Source organism: Flavobacterium selenitireducens (assembly GCF_014748335.1).
Lineage (GTDB): Bacteria > Bacteroidota > Bacteroidia > Flavobacteriales > Flavobacteriaceae > Flavobacterium > Flavobacterium selenitireducens.
The window spans coordinates 41475-65558 of sequence record NZ_JAAVIY010000005.1 but is presented as its reverse complement, the minus strand read 5'-3'; the positions used below and the strand labels follow the sequence as shown (position 1 = coordinate 65558).

Genomic DNA, 24084 nt, shown 5'->3' with positions numbered 1-24084 from the left:
AGGCCAAAGATACGCCAAATATCTACATATTGAAAATCAGCACGTTAATCTTTTCTAAAAATAAAGCGCGTGGAATTTAACATCCCCGCGTCCGTTTACCTCAATGGTAGGTGCCGGAATTTTTATCGTGTTGACTACCGAAAAAATCGTTTTCAGCAAATGGGATTTTGTGCGGATTTTCGTAAGGTCTGCATCGATGCTGAAGTAGTATTGCCGCAATTGTCCTTTCTCCGGAAGGAACACAAGGTTGACCGGATCGTTTTCACCCGTTACCATACCGGTTGCTCCATAACCAAAGGCGACGTTGAACCATTTCGGGATGAATGCCGAACCTTTAAAAAACGATCTTACGTTTGCCGACAACCAATAGGTTTGTCCGTTGTAATCCTTGAAAATCTGCTCAGATAGCGAACTTCCCAACACATCCGGACGCACGGATGCATAAGGCGTTTTGTGGAAGGAAAACTTTGGCGTGATACGCTGCTCCCGCCACAGCAACTCCTGTCCTACGAACAACGCGGCTCCTCCGAAATTCGCTCCGAGATCGCCTACGGACGCGCCCCACTCCTGTGAAAATCCGTCGAAAATTTCAATAGCCGAAACAAAGATGAAGCCTGACGCGGCTCCGTAAATCGAACTTTTTCGCTGGTCCATGCCGCTCCAACGGAACAGATTGGCGCTTTGGTTGCTCAAGTGGTACGTCGAAAAGGCGTGTCCCGCTTTATCCATTTGCATCCATTCGGCATTGTCGTCGATGAAGTGAAAACTGGATTTCTCGTAATCGGAATACCAAAGCTGGCTCAACGCGGCGTAAGTTCCAATGGCAAAAACCGCCTCGCCTACGATCACGCCGTTTCTCCTGCCGATGTTCAGCGAATCGCTCGGTTTGAGGAACTCGTCTCCCAAAGCCTGTCCGGAAACTGAGAAGGCGGTCAAGATCAAAAGCAGCGTGGCTATGTGGCGCAAGCCTTTCATCAGCGTTTGATGCCTTGGCTGTTGATCCAGGCCACGTATTTTTGGCGATTAGCTTCGTGTTGGGCAGCTGTGACGGCGAATTCGTGGTAACCAAAGTTCGTCACACTTGCGCAAAAGTAAATGTAGTTGTGCTTTTCTGGATTCAGTACCGCATCGATTGCCGTAATGTCGGGCATGGCGATGGGTCCCGGAGGCAGGCCGTGGTTCGCATACATATTATAAGGAGAAACCGTCACAAGATCTTTGTTGAGCACGCGTTTGATGACTTGGTTCCAATCGCCTGAGTTTTTCTTTACCGCATATATCACCGTCGGATCGGCCTCGAGCTTGATCCCTTTCGAAAGACGGTTCAGGTAGACGCCTGCCACGCGCGGACGTTCATCCGTCTTGACCGTTTCCTTGTGTACGATCGATGCCAATGCCGATACCTGGAGCGGCGTCAAACCTTGGGCTTCGGCTTTTTGCTTGCGCTCATCCGTCCAGAATTTGCGATATTCTTTGGCCATGCGGTCGCGGAATTTGTCGGCTGTCGTATTCCAGAAAAATTCGTAGGAATTCGGAACGAACATGCTCAGTACGTTTTCTTCGGTAAAATCATTCTCCTTGAGGAATTCGGGATCGAGGAACGATTTCATAAGACTGGTGCTGTCGGCCTCGATCTGCTGGCCGATGCGTCCTGCGAAATCCTCGAGCCGCTCCTGGTTGTTGAACGCGATCTTGACAGGAACCGGCTGGCGCAACGCATTTACGATTTCGTTGTTGTTCATTCCCTTTTTCAGGATGAATTTCCCGGCTTTCACGTTTGTGGTAAATGATTTTTTGTCCGCGGTCGTCTCAAAATTTTCGAGATTTTCAAGATACGGACGCAAGATATCCTTGACCTGGGTAAAATCGGAATTGGTCGGAATAAAGATGGCGACCTCTTTTTCGTTGAATTTAGTGTTCGACGAAAAAATATTGCGATAAAGGATATAGCCGTAAACAATGGCGATGGTCACGACGACCACCGAAACGATGCCGATGATTTTTTTGAAATTCACTGTATTATCTGATGTTTATTAATTGATAGAACGCCTCGTCCTCATACTTCCCGCCAACGCGGTTCCAGCCTTTTTTCACGCCGGAAAGGACGAAGCCAAATTTAGTAAAAAGCGCCACACTTCTCACGTTGTCCGTGGCGATGTTCGCGTAAAGCTGATGAAGCCCCAAATGTGAAAACGAGTACCTGATGAGCAACTCGAGTGCTTCGCCTCCATAACCCTTGTCGCGATTTAATTTATCTTTTATGACGATGCCGATCCCCGCGCGGTGATTCCTCGGATCGTAATCGAACAGATCGATAAGGCCGATGGTTTTCCCGCTGCCTTGCCTGGCGATCGCAAGCCGCAATTGTTTGGCTTCGTAAATATCCTGCTGGGCGTTTTCGAGATATTGCCTGATCAGGAAACGACTGTAAGGTGTTTGGGTATTGCTGACATTCCAGATGGATTCGTCGTTTTCTATCGCGAATACGAAATCGAGATCTTCTGGTTCGAGTGCGCGAAGAAACACGTTATTTCCCGTCAATGTCAGCATGGAAATGTGCCTTCGAACACGGATTTCGCCGGTCCGTTGAGAAAAACGTTCGTAAAAACACCATTCTTTTCGGCAAATGAAACTTCGAGTTGCCCGCCTTTGACGTTGAGTCTTATGCGGTCAGATGCCGTTTTCCCGGTCTTGTACATGGCAATGGCAACCGCCGTCGCTCCGGTTCCGCACGAGAGCGTTTCGTCTTCGACACCTCGTTCGTATGTCCGCATCGAAAAACTTCCGTCGGCTTCGGCCTTCACGAAGTTGACATTACTGCCTTTTTGTCCGTAAAGCGAGCCGTACCGAATTTGGGAACCTCTACCGAACACGTCGAAATTCTCGAGGTCTTCGACCATTTCAATGTGATGGGGCGAACCCGTGTCGAGGAACGTATAACCATCCTCTACGTTCACCGATGCCACGTCTTTCATCTGTAGCGAAATAATATCGTCGAATAAATTTGCGAAATGCGGCCCGTCCGACGCTATAAAACGGGCGGTTTCCCCAACTACGTCTAAATTGCGGGCGAAAGCGACAAGGCAGCGTCCGCCATTGCCACACATCGATCCGGGATTTCCGTCTGAATTGTAATATACCATCCTGAAGTCGTAATCGGGATCGTTTTCAAGCAGCAGCAATCCGTCGCCGCCAATGCCAAAACGTCGGTCGCAAAGATGTGCAACAAGCCCGGTATCGTTTTTGGGGAACGTGAGGCCACGGTTGTCGACGACCACAAAATCGTTGCCCGTTCCCTGGTATTTGGAGAATCTGATTTCCATATCCCAAAAGTACGAAGATTTAAAGTAAAGTTAAACGCTGTTAAGGCGTGGTTAAAGTGATTTTGCGATTGCAATAAACGAATAATTTTGATGTTAAAATCATACGTTATCAAACAAGCAATTTTACGTCCGTTGCCAAATCCTGATTTCTTTCGGAATTAAACGGATAAATTCCAAAAACAATTCAATAAAGATGAAAAGATTCTCTAGTTTATTCCTGGTGTCTTTGTTAAGCGGCGGCATTACGTTGGGCGCTTACAAATTATTGTCTGAGGAGAAGGTTTTCTCAAACGACAAACCCGTCATTTCGATCGCTCCGGAAAACCATACGCGTACCGTTGGTTTTGGCGGGGCCGAAAATATCGATTTTACCGCAGCGGCCGATAAAGCCGTGCATTATGTGGTTCACGTCAAGAACGTTTCCTATCGCACCGTCAACAATCCTATGCTCGAATATTTTTACGGATACCGCGGCGGCCAGCAACAGGAACAGGTGGGGACCGGATCGGGCGTCATCATTTCGGAAGACGGTTACATCGTAACCAACAACCATGTGATCAAGGATGCGTCAGAGCTAGAAGTCACGCTCAACAACCGCAAATCGTATAAAGCGAAATTGATCGGCTCTGATTCCAAAATGGACATTGCATTGCTCAAGATCGATGCAGACGAAAAACTCCCGTACACCGCCTTCGCGAATTCCGACCAGATCAAAGTCGGCGAATGGGTGCTTGCCGTCGGAAACCCGTACAACCTGACCTCGACGGTTACCGCCGGAATCGTATCGGCCAAAGCCAGGAACCTCAGCGGAGACGGATTGCAGTCGTTCATCCAGACCGACGCGGCCGTCAATCCCGGCAATTCGGGAGGCGCGCTCGTCAATACGAATGGCGAACTCGTCGGTATCAACACCATGATTTCATCAATGACGGGTTCTTATGTAGGCTATTCGTTCGCGGTTCCGTCCAACGTCGCGCGAAAAATCGTAGAGGATATCCTCGAATTCGGAAATACACAACGCGCCATCATGGGCGTCCAGGGAACCGAGTTGAACAGCAAGATTTCCCAGGAGCTCAACGTGGGCCGCACTTCCGGATTCTATGTAAGCGCCGCCACGAAAGGTTCGGGAGCTGAAAAAGCCGGTTTGCGAAAAGGCGATGTGATCACCCAGGTCGACGGACACGACATTTACAGTTTTGCAGATCTCAACTCGGTAATCACGACGAAACGCCCGAACGACATCGTCAACGTGACTTACATTCGCGATGCCAAGACCTACACAACCGGCGTTCGACTCATCAAAAATGAGTTTGCGACCGTGGAATTCAAGGGCATGGAACTTTCCAATATGTCGACTGCTGACAAAAAACGGTTCCGCGTAAGTTACGGCGTCAAGATAGATGACGTAAAAAACGAAAGGCTTCAGGAATATGCCGACGAGCTCAAAGGCGGCGTGATCCTGTCGATCGGGAACGTCAAGGTTTCGGATGTGGAAACAGTCTCGGGCTTGTTGAAGCGCATCGGAGACGAACAATCGGTACAAGTGCAATTGATGACGAGCAACGGCGAACTCGTGCGCGTGATCATGTAACCCAAAAAAGTAGATTTTGAGAAAAGGCCATCCTTGCGGGTGGCTTTTTTTTTGCGAATTCGCGGCTTAAAATTTCATGGGCTCACCTCGATTCCTCAGCATCCTTTAATCCGTTAATCCGCGGCTAAAATTTTATGGATTCAGGTTAAATTGGCGATTTGAACTTTCGTTGAGTCAGGAGTTTCTTTCTTGCAGCGGATTCGCAATTTTTTGATGGATTTACGTTCTGCGATTCGAAAATTCAACCCACGCAGCCACATTTTTTTATTTAGCCGCGAATTCGCGAATTCGCGGCTTTAAATTTTACGGCTCATGACAATTCCATTAGGATCCTTTAATCCTTTAATCCGCGGCAAAATTTCATAGTTCATGTTCAACTGGCGATTTGTGTCACGTGTTTTTTTTTGCCGCGGATTCGCAGATTTTTTTGATGGACTTACATTCTGCGATTCGAAAATTCAACACATTCAGCCACGTTTTTTTTATTTAGCCGCAAATTCGCGAATTCGCGGCTTTAAAATTTCGTAAGCCGTCGATTCCATCAGCATCCTTTAATCCTTTAGTCCGCGGCTAAAATTTCATAGTTCACGCTCAATTGGCGATTTGAGCTTCCGTTGTGTTTCACGAGCTTTTTTTTGCCGCGGATTCGCAGATTTTTTTGATGGACTTACATTCTGCGATTCGAAAATTCAACACATTCAGCCACGTTTTTTTTATTTAGCCGCAAATTCGCGAATTCGCGGCTTTAAAATTTCTTGGGCTCACGTCGATTCCATTAGCATCCGTTAATCCGTTAATCCGCGGCTAAATTTCATAGTTTATGTTCAACTGGCGATTTATGTTCAGGTGTTTTTTTTTGCCGCGGATTCGCGGATTTTTTGATGGATTTACGTTCTGCGATTCGCAAATTCAACCCACGCAGCCACATTTTTTTATTTAGCCGCGAATTCGCGATTTCGCAGCTTCAAATTTCATGGGCTCACGCCGATTCCATTAGAATCCTTTAATCCTTTAATCCGCGGCTAAAATTTCACAGTTCACGTTCAATTGGCGATTTGAACTTTCGTGGTGTGTCACGTGTTTTTTTTGCCGCGGATTCGCGGATTTTTCTGATGGATTTGTACTTAATCTGCGATTCGAAAAATCAACACACGCAGCCACGTTTGTTTTATTTAGCCGCGAATTCGCGAATTCGCGACTTTAATCTCATGGGCTCACGTCGATTCCATTAGCATCCTTTAATCCGTTAATCCGCGGCAAAATTTCATAGTTCATGTTCAACTGGCGATTTGTGTCACGTGTTTTTTTTTGCCGCGGATTCGCGGATTTTTTTGATGGACTTCTGCGATTCGAAAATTCAACACATGCGGCCACGTTTTTTTATTTAGCCGCGAATTCGCGAATTCCCGGCTTTAAATTTCACGGCTCATGACGATTCCATTAGCATCCGTTAATCCGTTAATCTGCGGCAAAATTTCATAGTTCATGTTCAACTGGCGATTTGTGTCACGCGTTTTTTTTTTGCCGCGGATTCGCAGATTTTTTTGATGGATTTACGTTCTGCGATTCGAAAAATCAACACACGCAGCCACGTTTGTTTTATTTAGCCGCGAATTCGCGAATTCGCGGCTTTAAAATTTCTTGGGCTCACGTCGATTCATTAGCATCCGTTAATCCTTTAATCCGCGGCAAAATTTCATAGTTCATATTCAACTGGCGATTTATGTTCACTTGTTTTTTTTTGCCGCGGATTCGCAGATTTTTTTGATGGATTTACGTTCTGCGATTCGCAAATTCAACACATGCGGCCACGTTTTTTTATTTAGCCGCGAATTCGCGAATTCCCGGCTTTAAATTTCACGGCTCATGACGATTCCATAAGCATCCTTTAATCCTTTAATCCGCGGCAAAATTTCATAGTTCATGTTCAACTGGCGATTTGTGTCACGTGTTTTTTTTGCCGCGGATCCGCAGATTTTTTTGATGGATTTACGTTCTGAGATTCGCAAATTCGAAACACGCAGCCACGTTTTTTTTATTTAGCCGCGAATTCGCGAATTCGCGGCTTTAAATTTCAAGGGCTCACGTCGATTCCATTAGCATCCTTTAATCCTTTAATCCGCGGCTAAAAATTTTATGGATTCACGTTCCATCGACAAGGTGAAAACTTCAAGGTTAATTATGCCGCACGTTTTTTTGCCGCGAATTTGCGAATTGGGGGCTCACAATCAAAAATACAGAATCCTACTTCAATTAACATCCCACCTCAATCCGCCGTCTTAAAATCCTTTACGGAAACACCTGTTTACTAAGAAAAAAGCAACAAAATAATCTACGAAAACGTTTGAAATAATTTACATTTGCCGAAAATTTCAATAATCACTAACCACACACAACTAATGACTACAGCAAGCTTGTACGAAAAAGAGGTAGCTTATCAAGCCGACAGAAGGCGCGCCGCGGTAGAATTCATCCGCATCGTTTCTGATCTTTGGTACGATAAATCGATCGAAATGGTACTGTTTCGCAACCAACTGATCAATTGCAACGTAAGCGACATCATCAATTTGCACGAATATGCGGGTGAATTCGTCGGAAAGCCCATTTCGGTATTCGATTCTGTCGAAATCGCCAAAGCCATCCTATCCATGGATCTGCCGCCCGCCAAACTCGACATCGGCAAACTTACGCACGAGTATCGCTCGGAAGACAACCACTATCCGAACGCAACTTCTTTTATCATTGACAAGCTCGCCAATGCACGCGACTTCAAAAACAACAAACCGAAAGACGTCGTCCTTTACGGGTTTGGGCGCATCGGGCGCTTGCTCGCACGCGAACTCATGTCCAAAACCGGCAAGGGAACTCAGTTAAGGCTACGCGCGATCGTGACCCGCGACAAGAACGACGCGGTCTATCTTGAAAAACGTGCGTCGTTGTTGCGATACGATTCGATCCATGGGGATTTTCAAGGTTCGGTCATAGCCGATCCGGACCACAAGGCGCTCATCATCAACGGAACGACGGTACATATCATCACAGCAAATTCTCCCGAAGAGATCGATTATACCGAATATGGTTTTTCTGATGCGTTGGTCATCGACAATACTGGCGCATTCACGACACAGGAAGCACTTTCTCGCCATCTTACATCGAAAGGCGTCGACAAGGTTTTGCTGACCGCTCCCGGAAAAGGTGTCCCGAATATCGTTCACGGCGTGAACCATCTTGAATACGATCCTGCGGAAGTCGATATTTTTTCAGCTGCCTCTTGCACGACAAATGCCATCACGCCTATCCTGAAAGCCGTCGAGGATACGCTTGGCGTCGTAAAAGGACACCTGGAAACGATCCACGCCTATACGAACGACCAAAACCTCGTAGACAACATGCACAAAAAATACCGTCGTGGTCGTGCGGCCGCGCTAAACATGGTCATAACCGAGACCGGAGCCGGTAGCGCCGTGGCGAAAGCCCTGCCTTCCCTGACCGGAAAATTGACTTCAAATGCGATTCGGGTGCCGGTTCCGAACGGCTCGCTCGTGGTCTTGAACCTCGAAGTGGAGCGAGAAACTTCGGTAGACGAGATCAATTCCATCATGAAACAATATGCGCTCGAAGGCGAATTGGTCGAACAGATCAAATATTCGCTCAACAACGAGCTTGTTTCTTCGGACATCGTCGGAACTTCCGCTCCTTCCATTTACGACAGCAACGCCACGATTGTGTCCCCTGACGGAAAAAGCATCGTGCTCTACGTCTGGTATGACAACGAATACGGTTACAGCCATCAAGTAATACGACTGGCCAAATACGTTTCTAAAGTGAGACGCTACACGTATTATTAAGATTTTACGCTTACCTAACTGGAAAAATCCGTCACGAATAGGGCGGATTTTTTTTGTAATTTAGTTATCGTCTCTATACAAAAAGCCAGGTTCCGAACATCGATTATTTCGAAACACATGTAGTTATGAGTGAAAATCAAAGAATGATCAAACTGTTCCGCGACTTGTTCGACGGCGATCCATGGCTCGACTCGGCGTTGATGCCGACACTGCGCGGCATTTCCGCGGAAAAAGCGGCCGAAAAACCGAGTTCCGTCGTCAACTCGATTTGGGAAGTGGTGTATCACGTCAGGATGTGGCGCGATGTGGTTCTGAATCGCGTTAACGGCGAATTCGACCCTACGCCGGAACACAATTATTTTCTGGAAATATCCGACACATCAGCCGAAGCCTGGAAAAAACTGCTCTCGGAACTCGAACAAACACAAGTGGACTGGCTGAATTTTCTCGAAAAAGTGAGCCCTGAAAAATTGTCCGAAAAATACCTCGATTCCGGCTACACGGTTTACGATTTTATTTTCGGCATCATGCAACACGACGCTTACCACTTGGGGCAATTGGCGTTGCTCGTCAAATACCGATTGTAAGATTGGTGCTGCATCTCTTCCGGTCAGCGCGGATGACGTTTCCGTTTATCGAGGCTGTTTTTCAGGATGGGAACGATTTTTTGGATGGCAAAAGCGATCGCGACACCCGTCAGGAATCCGCTGACCAAACCGATCAGAAGACCCGTTCCTGCGGCGATGGCGTCCGTCCACCATTTCATTAAGCGGTTGAGCGTCCATAAAACGATCGCGCCAGCAAAACCTGAAGCCGATGTCGTAAAAATGACGGCAAATGCCTTGAAACCTTTCGTAACCGATTTTTGGTGGATGCCTACGAGCAACGAAGCCGAGAGTGCACCCATTGAGATCAGGCCGAAAATGACCAGCAGCCCAAGCACTGTAAGAACGATCCCGATGGCTACGCAAACTCCAATCGCGATGATTCCGATGACCAACAGGGAAAACAGAAACAGGTTGAATTCATCGTCAGGGACGTGTTCGGCAGGCATCGTGCCCGTCAAGCCGAAAATATCCAGGATCGGCATTATCGGCTCCATTTCCATCGTTTAAGCCGTTTTGGGTTTGGTCAGGTAATAGACCGGAATTCCGATAAGCATGATCAACACGCCCCAACCGCATGTATCGGTCCTGAACCATAATAACGAAAGCGAAATCGCGGTGGCCACGACGATGTACAAGGCAGGAAGTACCGGATAACCGAAGGCTTTGTACGGACGATCGACATCCGGCATCGACCGGCGCAATTTAAAAATCCCGTAAATGGTCAGGATGTAGAAAATCAAGACGATGATGACCACAAAGTCGAGTAAATCACCATATTTTCCGGTGAGGCAAAGCGCCGACGCCCAAATGCATTGCACCCAAAGCGCCCAGGCAGGAACGCTGTGTGCGTTGAGATGTGCCGCTTTCCTGAGGAACAATCCGTCCTTGGCCATTGTATAATAAACACGGGCTCCCGCCATGATGAGGCCATTATTGCAGGCAAAAGTAGAAATCATGATCATGACCGCGATGATGTATGTGCCGATGTCACCGAAGATATATTCCGAGGCCACGACCGCGACACGATCGGAAGGAGCTGTGGCGATTTGCTGCAACGGAACCACCGCGAGATACATCACGTTGGCCAGAAAATAAATCACACTGACGGTCAGGGTTCCCAGGAAAAGGCTTAACCCGACATTGCGCTGGGGATTTTTGATCTCAGCGGCGATGAAAGTGACGCCGTTCCAGGCATCGCTCGAAAAAAGCGAACCCACCATCGCGGCTGAAATCGCGCCCATCAGGGCCGTTCCGCTCACGGGTGACCAAATTCCACTATCGGCGTCAAGCGATTGGGTAAACCATCCGCCGGAAAAGTTCGCATCCCATGTTTCGGCTTTGGCGGCCAGCAACAATCCGAAGATGATGAGCCCGGCGAGTGAGAGAATCTTGATGATCGTCAGCACCGTTTGCAATATTTTGCCATTCTTGACGCCCCGGCTGTTGATGTAGCTCAAAAGCACAATGGTGATGATCGATACGATCTGTGCGGCGCTGAGCCGGAAGGATCCGGCCTCCAACAAAATGTTGTTCTCGCTGAACGGTTCGAAAATATAGGCGGCGAACTTGGAAAATGCGACACCTACCGCGGCGATCGTCCCGGTTTGTATTACGGCGAAAAAACTCCATCCGTATAAAAATGCCGTAAGCTTGCCATACGCTTCTTTTAAATAAACATATTGCCCGCCTGCTTTCGGAAACATGGCGCTAAGTTCGCCATAACTGACGGCGGCAACCACGGTTATCAGTCCCGTCAGCGCCCAAATCAGCAGCAGCCACGGAGCCGATCCCACCTGGCGCACCATATCTGAGCTTACGATAAAAATTCCGGACCCGATCATCGATCCTACCACGAGCATCGTCCCGTCCAGCAGTCCGAGTTCGCGTTTGAAATGTTCCTGTTCTTGTTCTTGCATTGGTTGGTTGGTTTATCGGCCGCGCGCACCGTTGATTTGGCCGGGCGAGTTCGGATAAAGATAGCAAACTAATCCAGAAAACATACACGGCAAAAATTTGGGACATCGGCATAAAAAACTACAACATCGCGCCAAAAACCTGCAAGCCAGAATGCGCCACCTTGATTACTTTTACGACATGGACAAGCTGCTAATCGGAACTTCGGCATTTTACAACGGCAAATGGAAAGGCATCTTCTACCCTGAAACCTTGGCCTCAAAAGAATGGTTCGCCTTCTATTGCGCGCACTTCAACACTTTTGAGATCAACGCCACATTTTACAAATTCCCGACGTTGAAAACGATGCAAGGCTGGAATTCCAAAAGTCCGGAAGGTTTCACATATGCGGTAAAAGCACCTAAATTGATCACACACATCAAGCGTTTCGAAAATTGCAGCGAGGAAATCCGACAATTTTATGAGGTTTGCCAGGCCGGGCTTCAGGAGAAACTGGGAGCGCTGCTGTTCCAATTGCCGCCTTCGTTTTCGTATTCCGAACAGCGACTGGAACTTATCCTTTCCAATCTCGATCCCGCCTTGCCTAACGTCGTCGAGTTCCGTCATAAGAGTTGGTGGCGGGACGACGTGAGCGACGCCCTGGAAAAAAACAATACCGCATTCTGCACACCAAGTTATCCCGGGTTGCCGGATGACGTAATCATTACCCGCGACATTGCCTACATCCGGCTTCACGGAACACCCAAATTGTTCTATTCGAGTTACGCAAAAGACGATTTGATGCGATTCCTGGCACAGGCGGCAACGGCGAAAACAGTGTTTATTTATTTCAACAATACTGCCAGCGCGGCGGGAATCGAAAATGCATTGCTGGTGAAATCCTTGTCGCCAAATGCGTTATCTTTAGGAAAATGATCCGTATGAAAAAAACGATTGCTTTTATTACCGACACCCATCTCTCTGAAAAACTTCCCGTGACAACCGATCAGGAAAAGCACTGGAATATCATACTTGAAGACGTCCGCTCGCGCCAACTGGACGCCATCGTCATAGGAGGTGACATTGGCGAGCCCGGCTCGTATCCTGAATTTTTCGAGTCGTTGAGACGTTTCGACGGAGACGTTTCGATTATTCCTGGAAATCACGATCTCACTTCGGCATTACTGCCTCACTTTGCCAACCCTGAACATCCTGATTCAGCGGAATTGTATTACAGTTCTTCTGACGGGAATTTCCTGTACCTGTTCCTCGATTCGTCGACCGACGCGATCAGCGAACCGCAACTGCACTGGCTCGGCGAGAAATTGGAAGGCAACCAGTCGAAAATCCTGTTGTTTATCCATCATCCGATTTACGAAGTCGACAGTTACGTCGACAGGAAATATCCGTTGCAGAACCGTGACGCCGTGCGTTCGCTGCTCGAGAATCAGCAACACGAGGTATTTATTTTTTGCGGACATTACCATTGCCAGGACGAAACGGGATCAGGGGCGATATCGCAATACACGACTCCGGCCGTTTCGTATCAGGTCAGGAAGGGAACCCAGGAACTTGACGCCCATTCGGACTATTTCGGATACCGGCTCATCACGCTTGAAAACGGAAATGTGAAAAACGAAACCATCGAATTCAGCTCATGAATCAGGACGAATTACGGCATCTTGCCACACAACTGAGCCATCCCGAGGGCGAATTCGGCATTTACCTGGCTGAAAACATGAACGAGACCAATATTGGGATGACGCGAAATTCGATTGCCAATCTCAACCTTTCCGCAAACGACTCGGTTATGGAATTGGGCCACGGCAATTGCGGACATCTGAACGAACTGCTTTCTATTGCCGAGGGAATTTGGTACGAAGGTTTTGAGATTTCCGAAACCATGCATTCGGAAGCGAAACGGCTTAACCCAGATCGGGCCGACAATGTGCATTTTTCGCTTTACGACGGCGTTGCAATCCCGGCTGTCGACGATCACTTCGACAAAGCTTTTAGTGCAAATACCCTGTATTTCTGGCCCGACGTCGTGAAAATGCTCAACGAAATAAACCGAGTCCTCAAGCCCGGAGGAATTTTTTGCCTGACGTTTGCAGAAAAGGATTCGATGGAACAATTGGCGTTTACCGGATTCGTGTTCCGGCTCTACATGCCTGATGACATTGAAAAGCTGTTGGGCCAAACCAACTTTACGCTCTCGCGCATCGACCGTCAATACGAGGATGTGATGAGCAAGATGGGCCATCACATCAAACGGCATTTCGTGACGATGGTGCTTTCCAAAACCAAAAAGTGATTTCCCTTCGGTATATGTTCCACACAACGATCCGGCGCTGGCTGTAACATTGTTCTCCCAGAAAAGAATTTTACGAATAGTGTTACATTTTTTACAATCTCAAAAAAATTGTAACAAGGTTTCCGAAGACAAATTGCGGCATAAAAAAAGCCTCCCATGGTGAGAGACTTTTGTATTGGAATTCAATTTTCGATCAGGCTTCGGCCGCGATCAAATTCAACGCTGAACCCGCGACGAACCAGCCGATCTGGCCTTCGTTGTACGTGTGGTTGGTCATGATGATGTCCTTTGAACCGTCCTTGTGGACGAATTCCAAAGTCAGTTGTTTGCCAGGAGCGAACTCGGTCAAATCAAGGAAGTTGATCGTATCGCCTTCCTGGATCAGATCGTAATCGGCTTCGTTGGCAAACGTGAGCGCGAGCATTCCCTGTTTTTTCAGGTTGGTCTCGTGGATACGCGCGAACGATTTCACCAAAACGGCTTTCACGCCAAGGAAACGGGGCTCCATTGCAGCGTGTTCACGAGATGAACCTTCGCCATAGTTATGGTCGCCTACGACAATCGACGGAATTCCGTGCGCCTTGTAATCGCGCTGAACGGCCGGAACGGCGTCGTATTGCCCGCTGATTTCATTCTTGACCGAATTGGCCTTCATGTTATAGGCGTTGATCGCCCCAATCAGCATGTTGTTGGAAATGTTGTCCAAATGTCCGCGGAAGCGCAACCATGGCCCGGCCATCGAAATATGGTCAGTAGTACATTTTCCAAACGCTTTGATCAGCAATCGGGCACCGGTAATGTTTTTTCCGTCCCAAGCCTCGAAAGGCGCGAGAAGCTGCAAACGCTCAGATGTCGGGCTAACCGCGACTTTCACGCCGGAACCGTCCTCGGCCGGAGCCTGATAACCGGCGTCTTCAACGGCAAAACCACTCGGTGGCAATTCATCTCCGGATGGCTCGTCCAAACGGACTTCCATCCCGTCTTCGTTGATCAAAGTGTCGGTCAATGGGTTAAAGCTCAAATCCCCTGCGATGGCCAAAGCCGTTACCAATTCCGGAGAACCTACGAACGCCAAAGTGTTCGGGTTACCGTCGGCACGCTTGGAGAAGTTACGGTTGAATGAGTGCACGATCGTGTTGCGCTCTTCCTTTTCTGCACCTTCGCGGTCCCACATCCCGATACACGGGCCACAGGCGTTGGCGAAAACAGTCGCACCAATCTTGTCGAAAGTGTCGATGAAACCGTCGCGCTCAATCGTATAACGCACTTGTTCGGAACCCGGCGTGATGGTAAATTGTGCTTTGGTCTTCAACTTTTTATCGGCGACTTGTTTGGCGAGTGAAGCGGAACGTGCGATGTCTTCGTAAGATGAATTCGTACACGATCCTATAAGCCCAACCTGGATTTGAAGGGGCCAATCGTTCTTGAGCGCCTCTTCTTTCATTTTGGAAATAGGCGTGGCAAGATCCGGTGTAAACGGCCCGTTCAGGTGAGGCTCGAGTTCGGAAAGGTTGATCTCGATTACCTGGTCGAAATACTGCTCCGGGTTTGCATAAACTTCAGCATCGGCCGTAAGGTAGTCGGCGATTTCGTTTGCGGCATCGGCTACATCGGCGCGACCGGTAGAACGCAGGTAGCGATCCATCGATTCGTCATATCCGAAAGTAGACGTCGTGGCGCCGATTTCAGCACCCATATTACAGATCGTTCCCTTTCCGGTACACGACATGGCTTTCGCACCTTCGCCGAAATATTCGACGATGGCGCCGGTTCCTCCCTTAACCGTAAGGATTCCGGCCACTTTAAGGATGACGTCTTTCGGAGCGGTCCATCCGGAAAGTTTTCCCGTCAAATGAACACCGATAAGTTTCGGGAACTTCAATTCCCAAGCCATCCCGGACATTACGTCGACAGCATCGGCGCCTCCTACTCCAATGGCGACCATTCCGAGACCACCGGCGTTGACCGTGTGGGAATCCGTCCCGATCATCATACCGCCAGGGAATGCGTAATTCTCAAGCACCACTTGGTGGATGATACCTGCTCCGGGCTTCCAGAACCCGATGCCATATTTGTTGGAAATGGAAGACAGAAAGTCAAACACTTCGTTCGACTGTTGCTTGGCGCGTGCCAAATCTGTCTTCGCATCAACTTTTGCCTGTATAAGGTGGTCGCAGTGAACCGTAGTTGGAACCGCAACCTTGTTTTTGCCGGCATGCATGAACTGCAAAAGTGCCATCTGGGCCGTAGCATCCTGGCACGCGACGCGATCCGGTGCGAAGTCTACGTAATCCTTTCCTCTGGTAAACGCCTTCGAAGGCATTCCTTCCCAAAGATGGTTGTATAAAATCTTTTCGGAAAGGGTAAGCGGGCGACCCACGATCTCTCTAGCCTTGTCGACGCGGCCGGGCATATTGGCATACACCTTTCTGATCATTTCAATATCAAAAGCCATATTGTTGGTTTGTTAATTTGTGTGCTGCAAATTTACGCAATTCGCCTCATAGCTGAAATATTTTTAATAAAATGAACAAATCGGGATATTATTATTTCCAATAATCACGAAACACTGAATTTAATTACACAAAAACGGAATCACTCTAAAAATTTTACCGATTTGTTAATTTAAAATGAATTTATTGCCGATTCGGAAAAACGGCCTGCTCGAGGGCATTGGCCAATACACTTGGAATGATTCTAAATTAACTCCTGAAATCGATTTCGCTGCGGATATCGCGCAAATCCATGATGGGTTTTTCGAACAATCGATAGAGCGCAAAACTAATCAGGACCGTAAGGGTAAAATATACAGCGGCTGTCGCTGTCCATCCCCAATCACTCAAGAAAAAGTGGTGCAAAAGCTGCATGACGACGCCATAGTGAACGAGATACATCGCATACGAAATCTTGCTGATTCCCGTGATCGCTCGCCCAACTCCGTAAGGCCGTTTGCGCCAAGAGGATAACAGCGGCAACATTCCGCCTATAGAAAAAGAAAGCAGCGGCAAAAAAAGGACATTCCAGAAAAAAGGGTGTTCGCCCACGCCAATTCCTAAAATCGAGGCGCCGAAAAGCAAAAACATGGCACTGAACACCGCGATGAATGCGGCGAGCCATTGTGTCTTTCGCCAAATACGGGATTTGTTGATGGCGATCCAGCTTGCGATAACGCCGGTCAGGATAGCGTCTATGCGGTAAATTACGACACCTTTGAGATAAAGGCTCCATTCAGTGAGGGTTGTATGGTTCGTATTGATGGCGTACACCATTTTCGTTCCGATAAAAACAACGTACAAAACCAGGACGGTCGCCAGAAAAACGCTGCTCCTGTTCAGGCGTTTGAAAAAAGCGACGGACGCAAGCAAAGCAAACGGCAATATTACGTAAGCGAATTCCTCAATCGAAAGGCTCCACGATTCCGGGAAAAACACCGGCATGCGATTACCGAAGTTCTGGAGAAAGAAAAAATACTCCCAGATGCCGTCGATCTCGTAGCCGACGATTCCCAAGGCTATGACGATATTGACGCAAAGAATCAGGAAATAATTCGGGAGCGTGCGATACCAGCGCCTTTTTAAAAATCGGCGTACCGAGACGAAGTTGAAATCCGGATCTTCAAACGAGCGGAACATGATCCTGCCGATGAGAAATCCGCTGAGCACGAAAAAAACCTCGACACCGACAAAGCCGAGCAGCGAAAACAGCATGTTGACGGTATCGAAACTCTTTGGAAGGATCCAGGTCAGGTGGCCCAACAACACCATGGAAATGGCAGTCGCCCGCATAAAGTCAAGCCCGAAAATCCTATCGCTCAATTGCGGATGTGTCCGACCCATAAATTCGTAAGTTTGCAATCATGGCAAAATCAAAGGTATACAAAATAATCGGCGGTGCATTTGTCCTTGCTTGCATGGCCGCCGCGATCGGCTATTCCACGTTGAGCAACCGCCACAAAGCCATAGTCAAAACGGAATTCCTGCATCGCACCGGGCTCGTCGACAATCAATGGAAAATCGGCGACGACCGGAAAACTTTCAAAATGCTTTCCCCGACATTGCTCATCGACGGGATCTACAAGTCGATGGAAGGCCCGAAAGCCTCAAATTACGTACAGCTTTCGCCCGATTCGTCATTGATCTGGATCACGGGTTTTGAAGTGAAAGCCGTAGACGCCAAAACGCGGGAACGTCTTTCGGACGATTTCATCTGCCACACCAACATCGATTTCAACGATGCGAAATATTTCGGTGGTTTCGGATTGTCGGACCGAATCGGCAAGCACTATCCAAGGATGACTTCGCTTTCGCACGGAATAGAGAATTTTCATTTGCCAAAAGGTTACGGCATCCCGATGAGGGGAAACGATTTGCTGATGGTTACCACCGAATCCCTGAACCACAACCTCAAGGACGAGCACCGCTGGATCAAACACGAAGTCGCGATCGACTACGGCCAGCACGACGGACAACTAAAACCGCTGATGAGCCGAACCATTTTTATCATGTTGCCGTTCGACCAGAAAAATCCATATAAGGAACCACTCGACCCGGCGGCCAACAGTTGCATTCCGGTCGAAACCAAAAACCATACGTATGACAATGGCCATGGGGAAAAACTTTCGGGACATTGGGTGATTCCCGTCGGGAAGAAATCGTACAGAAGCGAGGTGAATTCACAATTGCAGCTGAAAGACAGCCTGAGGCTACATGCGGCGGCCATTCACGTCCATCCGTTCGCGACCTCGATTGCGCTTGTCGACAAAACCGAACGGCAAACGATTTTCACCAGCAGGATGATCAATCACAAAAACAGGATCGGCCTTGAAAAAGTGGAGGATTTCGTTTCCGAAAAGGGAATTTGGCTTTACGGCGACCACGAGTACGAATTGGTGCTTACTGTCGACAATACTTCAGATATCGCCCAAGATATGATGGGCAGCGCATTCCTGTTCTTTTACGACCGCGAACTCGAACAAAAAATCAGAACAGGGAAGAAATGATTTTTTCTATGGCGATATTTTCGGCGTCGGCTTTGTAGTTTTTCACGACGCGATGGCGCAAAATTCCGGTGGCGACCGCCTTTACGTCTTCGATATCGGGAGAATATTTACCATTGAATGCGGCATGGGCCTTCGCAGCCAGGATCAGGTTTTGCGAGGCGCGCGGGCCTGCTCCCCAATCGATGTAATTTTTTACGAACTCCGTGGCGAGTTGATTGTCCGGACGGGTTTTGGATACTAACGTCACGGCGTATTCGATGACGTTGTCGGCAACCGGAACGCGACGGATCAAATGTTGGAAGTCAATGATTTCCGCATCCGAAAACAGCGAATTCACGGTAGGTTTTTCGTCAGATGTCGTCGCCTTTACGACCTGGACTTCTTCAGCGAAACTCGGATAATCGAGCTTTATCGAAAACATGAAACGATCGAGCTGGGCTTCCGGCAACGGATACGTCCCTTCCTGTTCGATTGGGTTTTGAGTCGCCAAAACGAAATACGGAAGCGACAATTTGTGGTTTTCGCCCGCGATCGTCACAGCGCGCTCCTGCATCGCCTCAAGCAAGGCCGCCTGCGTTTTTGGCGGCGTACGGTTGATTTCGTCTGCGAGGATGATATTCGAAAATATCGGGCCTTTTATGAATTTGAAGTTGCGGTTTTCGTCGAGGATTTCGCTTCCCAAAATATCGGACGGCATCAGATCGGGCGTAAACTGTATGCGCTTGAAATCCAATCCCAATGCCTGGGCGATCGTATTGACCATTAGCGTTTTTGCCAATCCCGGCACTCCCACCAAAAGCGCGTGGCCTCCGGAAAATATGGCGAGCAGGATTTGATCGACGACCTCTTCCTGACCCACGATGATTTTGGAGATTTCCCTTTTGAGCAGGTTGCGTTTTTCTACGAGATTTTGGATGGCGGCTACGTCAGACATTTGCGTGTTATTTGGTGTTTTCGATATAATCAGCTGCCAAAATACGAATTTGTAACGCAAATCCGACAGGCAACGTCAAGCCGACGATTACTTTTTCTTAAGCCAGTCGTTGGTAAACTCGCAGGCGCTGTATTCGCCGTTGATCTTGATATAGGTATCCTTGATTTTATCGTCGAACCACTTCCCTATCGCACGAAGCTGCTTTTCTTTCAACGCCAGTGCTTTGATCTTAGTGTAATCTTTGGCGTAGTCCGCGGTGTGTTCTTCGTAGCGGTTGGTTACCGTCAATAATTTGTACTTTTTCTTGCCGCTTGGCTCGGTTTCGAGAATAGGGTTGGAAACCTCATTGTTCTTGAGATTCGTCACGTCGCGACCGAAAGCCGGATCGAGTTTGTTCAGCTCAAATCGCGTATCCTGTGTTTTTGGATTGATGAGGATGCCGCCGTTTGCGCGGGTTTCCTTTTCATCGCTCATAGTACGGGCAGCGTCGGCGAACGAGATTTCACCGTCGTCTATTCGTTTCTTGATCAGGGCTGCTTTTTCCTTGGCTTCCCTCATATCGGATTCCGAGACTTTCGGCACCATCAGGATGTGGCGCAATTCCACTTCCTGTCCGCGGATTTTCTCTACCATGATGATGTGATAGCCGAATTCTGAAGCAAATGGCTCTGATATTTCCCCTTCGCCCAAACTGAAAGCCACGTCTTTGAATTCCTTTACGAATTGCGTCTTTCGATTGATCTTATAAAAACCGCCGGTCGAACTCGAGCCTTTGTCGTCGGTATACAAAACCGCTTTTCCAAAGAAACTCGCGCCATCCTGGACTTCTTTTTTGATTTCCTTTAATTTTCGGATCACTTTATCGGTTTCGGCCTGGCTGACTTTCGGTTCGACGACGATTTGGGAAACTTCCATTTCGGCTCCAAACGACGGCAACTCTTCTTTCGGTATTTTGTTGAAGAATGTACGCACCTCTTCTGGCGTGATCTTGACCTCATCGATAATCTTGTCGCGCTCCTGCTCCACGAGCATGTTGGTCTTCAGGACTTCGAACATCTCAGAGCGGAAATCCTCTTCGTTGTCTTTGTTGAAATACGACACTACTTTATCGATCGTGCCCAATTGCTCGACCATGTAGTCCAACTGCTTGTTCATCTTTTCGCGAACCTGGCTGTCCTGGATCACGATACTGTCCTGTATGGCCTGGTGAGCGTACAATTTATCTTCCATAAGCTTGCCCAGCAACTGGCAACGCGTGATGGCCGAAATATCGGCGCCCTGGCTCTTGATCTCGAGGTAGGCTTTGTCGATATCCGAATCGAGGATCAGGTAATCGCCAATCGTTGCGATGATCCCGTCGACTTTCTGGCGCTTCTGGAAAACCGGCTCGGTGTTTTGGGCGACGTCTGTCGTGTCTTGGGCTCCGGCGAACATCGGCATCAAAATCCCGACGACCAGGATCAACTTACTTATAAATTTCATATTTCTTGTCTTTAATGGCATCTTCAATTATATCTTTTTCGAACGATTTGATCAATTCGAGTTTTCTCTTGTTGAGAATGACCTCTTTCAAGGTCGGTTTAATGTATTCGTACGGGCTGACCTGGTTGCGGCCGAGGACGCTCCGGATCTTGACCAGGTACACGTCGAGCGAATCGCCTTTCTGGATCGACTTGCCTCCGGAAATATATTCGTCCCGGTTTTCGGGCGTGATGAACGGAAGCTTCGAAAAAACCTGTTCCATATCGACCCAAACGCTGTCGTTGAACGCAAAATCCTTGAACTGCAACGAATAAGTGTCCCAGAATTTCTGGTCCGACTTGCGGAAATCAAAGAATTTCTGTTTGATCGTGGCATATCTCGGATTGTCTTTCGGGACGTGTACGTACCTTAAACGCACCAAAGTGCCATTTGTTTTAAAATTCTCCTTGTTCGCGTTGTAATAGGCGGCAAGCTCGGATTCCGTTACCGTCGTATCTACCGACTGGCGCACTACCTCTTCCATATAGGCTTTCGTGTAGAGGTCGATCTTGTACTGTCGCACCAATTTGTCGAGATCGGCTTTCGAAGCATCCCCGAGGTTGACTTCGGAAGCACCCATCAGCAATTTCTGCGACGCCCATCGGTTGATGAAACCCTGGACGATGGCGACACTGTCTTCTTTGGAACTTCCCTTGGGAACCAAGTCGTTGAGATCGTCGCGATACAAATACGATTCCCCTACCCTGGCTACCGCTTTAGGCTTTCGCTCCGGGCCGGAACAGCCAATGACGGCCAACAACAACCCGATGACAAAAACCTTGTTCATTTAGGACTTGACTTCCTTTTTCACTTTTTCGAAAACGTCGCGGTTCACTTTCACGGTGAATTCCCCTTTGAGCTCTTTCACCCAATTTTCCTCGAGATATTGCTGGTAGTCGTTGATCACGCGCCCTTTTGCTTCGTCGAGGCTTTTCGCTCCGGCAGGCAGGACTTTATTGATCTTGGCAACGTAATAATAATCGCCTTCCTTGAAAACGTCCGAGATTCCTTCTTTGAATTTGAGGTTTTTTGGAAGCGCGTCGTTGCCTTCCTCAAACGTTCCGGCGCTCGCCATCACGTTGACTTTCTCCTTGGTGTTCAATTTTTCCTTGATCGAATCGGCTGTAGTCTTATCCTTCAGCATCTTCTGCGCCTTCTTGACCATATCCTGGTTTACCGACGACACCAAAACCACGTCGACCCGGTTCTTCCACTGGTATTTGGCTTTGTTGGCGTCGTAGAAATTCCGAAGCCCTAGCGTATCGGTTTTGGAACGCTCCCAAATTTCCTTTTCCATGAGGTCGAACAACAACAAGCCGTCGCGGTACTCGTCCATAACGGCAGCAAACTCAGGAAATTCCCCTTCGAGGTTATCGTTGTAGTAAGCCGTAAGCTGATCGTCAACGAATTTAGAATACAACCTCTCGACGAGCTTGCTCACCGGTTTGTCCGCGTAACCCGCCTTTTGTTGGGATAGGATAAAAGTCAGAAATTCAGCTCCGGTGACGTTTTTATCCTTGATCGTAAACAATTTGGCTGTATAATTCTTGAGGTCCGGCGTTTCCCATTCGCCTTTGTAGTAGGCGTCGGTGACCGCAGCAGCAACCTGCTTGTAGGTCTTTTCGTTTCGTTTTACCGGATATTTTTTGTGCAATTTCTCATTCAAGGCCGAGGTGATCAGGCGCGAACGGTCGTCTTTGCTGATTTTATTCTCGAGCTCTACTTTCATCTCGTCGTAGGTCTTGATAGGGAATTTGTCGACGAATTTGATGATGTGCCAACCGAACTGGCTTTGGACGGGTTCCGAAAGCGGGTTGTCTTTCGAGAGCGCGAATGCTGCCGACTCGAATTCGTCCGAACTCAATTGACCCGAACCGAAACGGTTGATCATCCCTCCTTTTGAAGACGACGATTTGTCATCTGAAAATTGCTTGGCCAATTCTTCGAACTTCTCGCCTTGCTTGATTTTATTATAGATTTCGAAAATCCTGTCCTTCGCTTTTTTGGCTTCGGCAGCATCGTCGGTCTTGGGCTTCAGTACCATGATGTGGGCCACCTGGATCTCGCCGCGGTTGTCGCGTACATCAATGGTTTTGATTATGTGGTAACCGAAACGCGAGCGCACCGGTTTGGAAATCTCTCCTTTTTTGGTCTGAAATGCACCACTTTCGAAAGCGTATACCATTCGGAAAGCGGAAAAATAACCAAGATCGCCTTTGTTGTCTTTCGCCGACGGATCCTGGGAATACTGTTCGGCCAATTTACCGAAGTCTTCGCCCGCCACTGCCTTTTTATAGACGTCCAACGCCTGGTTGTAAGCCTTTAGCGTGTCGGCCGGGGCTGCATTCTCGTCGACAAGAAATAAAATATGGGACGCGCGAACTTCCTTTAACGAGCGTTGGTAGGCTTCATCCACAAGTTCTTTAGTGACTTTCGAATCGGACAGGTAGCCTTTGGCCAATTGCCCGCGATATTGCTTGAGTTCGTTTTTGTAGCCTTGCCCTTCCTCAAGCCCTAACTTATTGGCTTTGTTTATTTTAAGCTTATAGCCGATGAAAAGTTCGAGATACTGGTCGAGGTCTTTTTGGGATTCGTCTTTGACCAGGTCGAGGTTTTTGTTGTAAACGCGAAGGAACTCGTCTGTGTAGTACGGTTTATCGTTGATGGTAAAAAGTACTTCCTTTTTTGATTTTTGGGCTACGGCAACGCTTCCGGCGAGCAGTAATCCGAACAACAAATGTTTGATTTTCATTGAATTATGATATCACTTACGGTTTTGGTTTTCTCATCGCTTCCCTGACGAAAAATACGACTGACAAAAGTAGCAATTCAAAGTTTGCTTGCAAGTATTGGTTTTAGTATTAACAAATTATTTTGAACAGAATCTTTGGTGTGCCTGAGGCTCTTAACCTCGGTATTCATTTAATTCATTTAATTATTAATTGGATAACCGCAAACTTCAAACTTTAAACCTTAAACTTTAAACCTTAAACTTTAAACCTTAAACTTCCAACCTTAAACGTCAACCCTCATCCCAACTTTAAACTTTAAAC

19 protein-coding genes are annotated in these 24084 nt (G+C 48.0%); 7 read left to right on the top strand and 12 right to left on the bottom strand.

From position 1 onward, the window contains the following. Positions 1 to 54 precede the first annotated feature (54 nt). The 4 genes from HC229_RS09410 to dapF are packed head-to-tail and all read right to left on the bottom strand — an operon-like array spanning position 55 to position 3323. On the bottom strand, positions 55 to 975 hold the full coding sequence (locus tag HC229_RS09410; RefSeq protein ID WP_191020233.1) for a DUF2279 domain-containing protein: 921 nt from the start codon (positions 973 to 975) through the stop codon (positions 55 to 57). Further along, the gene (mltG, locus tag HC229_RS09405) at positions 975 to 2015 is read right to left on the bottom strand and encodes an endolytic transglycosylase MltG (protein WP_191020232.1); all 1041 of its coding nucleotides are present in this window, start codon (positions 2013 to 2015) and stop codon (positions 975 to 977) included. The genes HC229_RS09410 and mltG overlap by 1 nt, the downstream gene beginning before the upstream one ends. Before the next feature lie 4 nt (positions 2016 to 2019). Next, complete coding sequence (locus tag HC229_RS09400; protein ID WP_191020231.1) at positions 2020 to 2550, bottom strand: GNAT family N-acetyltransferase; 531 nt, start codon at positions 2548 to 2550, stop codon at positions 2020 to 2022. Then, the gene (gene dapF, locus HC229_RS09395; RefSeq protein WP_191020230.1) at positions 2544 to 3323 is read right to left on the bottom strand and encodes a diaminopimelate epimerase; all 780 of its coding nucleotides are present in this window, start codon (positions 3321 to 3323) and stop codon (positions 2544 to 2546) included. Before dapF ends, HC229_RS09400 begins: the two co-directional genes overlap by 7 nt. Before the next feature lie 193 nt (positions 3324 to 3516). On the opposite strand from dapF, the gene HC229_RS09390 reads away from it, so the two are divergent. The 3 genes from HC229_RS09390 to HC229_RS09380 all read left to right on the top strand — a co-directional run bounded on the left by HC229_RS09390 (position 3517) and on the right by HC229_RS09380 (position 9349). Continuing rightward, the gene (locus tag HC229_RS09390) at positions 3517 to 4914 is read left to right on the top strand and encodes a trypsin-like peptidase domain-containing protein (RefSeq protein ID WP_191020229.1); all 1398 of its coding nucleotides are present in this window, start codon (positions 3517 to 3519) and stop codon (positions 4912 to 4914) included. Positions 4915 to 7313: 2399 nt separating this feature from the next. Next, the gene (locus HC229_RS09385) at positions 7314 to 8762 is read left to right on the top strand and encodes a glyceraldehyde-3-phosphate dehydrogenase (protein ID WP_191020228.1); all 1449 of its coding nucleotides are present in this window, start codon (positions 7314 to 7316) and stop codon (positions 8760 to 8762) included. A gap of 143 nt (positions 8763 to 8905) precedes the next feature. Continuing rightward, complete coding sequence (locus HC229_RS09380; RefSeq protein WP_191020227.1) at positions 8906 to 9349, top strand: DinB family protein; 444 nt, start codon at positions 8906 to 8908, stop codon at positions 9347 to 9349. 23 nt (positions 9350 to 9372) lie between these two features. Here HC229_RS09380 and HC229_RS09375 read toward each other — a convergent pair whose 3' ends face one another. Together HC229_RS09375 and HC229_RS09370 are read right to left on the bottom strand one after the other, a co-directional pair. Continuing rightward, the gene (locus HC229_RS09375; RefSeq protein WP_191020226.1) at positions 9373 to 9864 is read right to left on the bottom strand and encodes a hypothetical protein; all 492 of its coding nucleotides are present in this window, start codon (positions 9862 to 9864) and stop codon (positions 9373 to 9375) included. A gap of 9 nt (positions 9865 to 9873) precedes the next feature. Further along, complete coding sequence (locus tag HC229_RS09370; RefSeq protein ID WP_191020225.1) at positions 9874 to 11286, bottom strand: APC family permease; 1413 nt, start codon at positions 11284 to 11286, stop codon at positions 9874 to 9876. 151 nt (positions 11287 to 11437) lie between these two features. Here HC229_RS09370 and HC229_RS09365 point away from each other — a divergent pair, with 151 nt between their 5' ends. Genes HC229_RS09365 through HC229_RS09355 form a run of 3 tightly spaced genes read left to right on the top strand, consistent with a single transcriptional unit; the run spans position 11438 to position 13577 of the window. Further along, positions 11438 to 12199: a DUF72 domain-containing protein gene (locus tag HC229_RS09365; protein WP_223845573.1), complete on the top strand. Its 762-nt coding sequence runs from the start codon at positions 11438 to 11440 to the stop codon at positions 12197 to 12199. A 5-nt stretch (positions 12200 to 12204) separates the two neighbouring features. Further along, on the top strand, positions 12205 to 12924 hold the full coding sequence (locus HC229_RS09360; RefSeq protein ID WP_191020224.1) for a metallophosphoesterase family protein: 720 nt from the start codon (positions 12205 to 12207) through the stop codon (positions 12922 to 12924). Further along, positions 12921 to 13577 (top strand): class I SAM-dependent methyltransferase, encoded by a 657-nt coding sequence (locus HC229_RS09355; protein ID WP_191020223.1) that lies wholly within the window; start codon positions 12921 to 12923, stop codon positions 13575 to 13577. Before HC229_RS09360 ends, HC229_RS09355 begins: the two co-directional genes overlap by 4 nt. 193 nt (positions 13578 to 13770) lie before the next feature. Here HC229_RS09355 and HC229_RS09350 read toward each other — a convergent pair whose 3' ends face one another. Further along, on the bottom strand, positions 13771 to 16032 hold the full coding sequence (locus tag HC229_RS09350) for an aconitate hydratase (RefSeq protein WP_191020222.1): 2262 nt from the start codon (positions 16030 to 16032) through the stop codon (positions 13771 to 13773). A gap of 247 nt (positions 16033 to 16279) precedes the next feature. Continuing rightward, positions 16280 to 17413: an acyltransferase family protein gene (locus tag HC229_RS09345; protein WP_191020221.1), complete on the bottom strand. Its 1134-nt coding sequence runs from the start codon at positions 17411 to 17413 to the stop codon at positions 16280 to 16282. 20 nt (positions 17414 to 17433) lie between these two features. Between HC229_RS09345 and HC229_RS09340 the strand changes: the two genes are divergently transcribed. Next, a complete protein-coding gene (locus HC229_RS09340) occupies positions 17434 to 18576 on the top strand; it encodes a hypothetical protein (RefSeq protein WP_191020220.1) in 1143 nt (380 codons plus the stop codon). Here HC229_RS09340 and HC229_RS09335 read toward each other — a convergent pair. From HC229_RS09335 to HC229_RS09320, 4 genes are all read right to left on the bottom strand, one after another. Next, positions 18557 to 19510, bottom strand: a complete 954-nt coding sequence (locus tag HC229_RS09335) for an AAA family ATPase (RefSeq protein ID WP_191020219.1) — start codon at positions 19508 to 19510, stop codon at positions 18557 to 18559. The genes HC229_RS09340 and HC229_RS09335 overlap by 20 nt on opposite strands. Before the next feature lie 87 nt (positions 19511 to 19597). Then, positions 19598 to 20992, bottom strand: coding sequence for a peptidylprolyl isomerase (locus tag HC229_RS09330; RefSeq protein ID WP_223845572.1), 1395 nt, complete (start codon positions 20990 to 20992; stop codon positions 19598 to 19600). Next, positions 20976 to 21818: a hypothetical protein gene (locus tag HC229_RS09325; protein WP_191020217.1), complete on the bottom strand. Its 843-nt coding sequence runs from the start codon at positions 21816 to 21818 to the stop codon at positions 20976 to 20978. Before HC229_RS09325 ends, HC229_RS09330 begins: the two co-directional genes overlap by 17 nt. Beyond that, complete coding sequence (locus HC229_RS09320) at positions 21819 to 23783, bottom strand: peptidylprolyl isomerase (protein ID WP_191020216.1); 1965 nt, start codon at positions 23781 to 23783, stop codon at positions 21819 to 21821. It abuts the gene before it with no gap. Between the last annotated feature and the right edge of the window lie 301 nt (positions 23784 to 24084).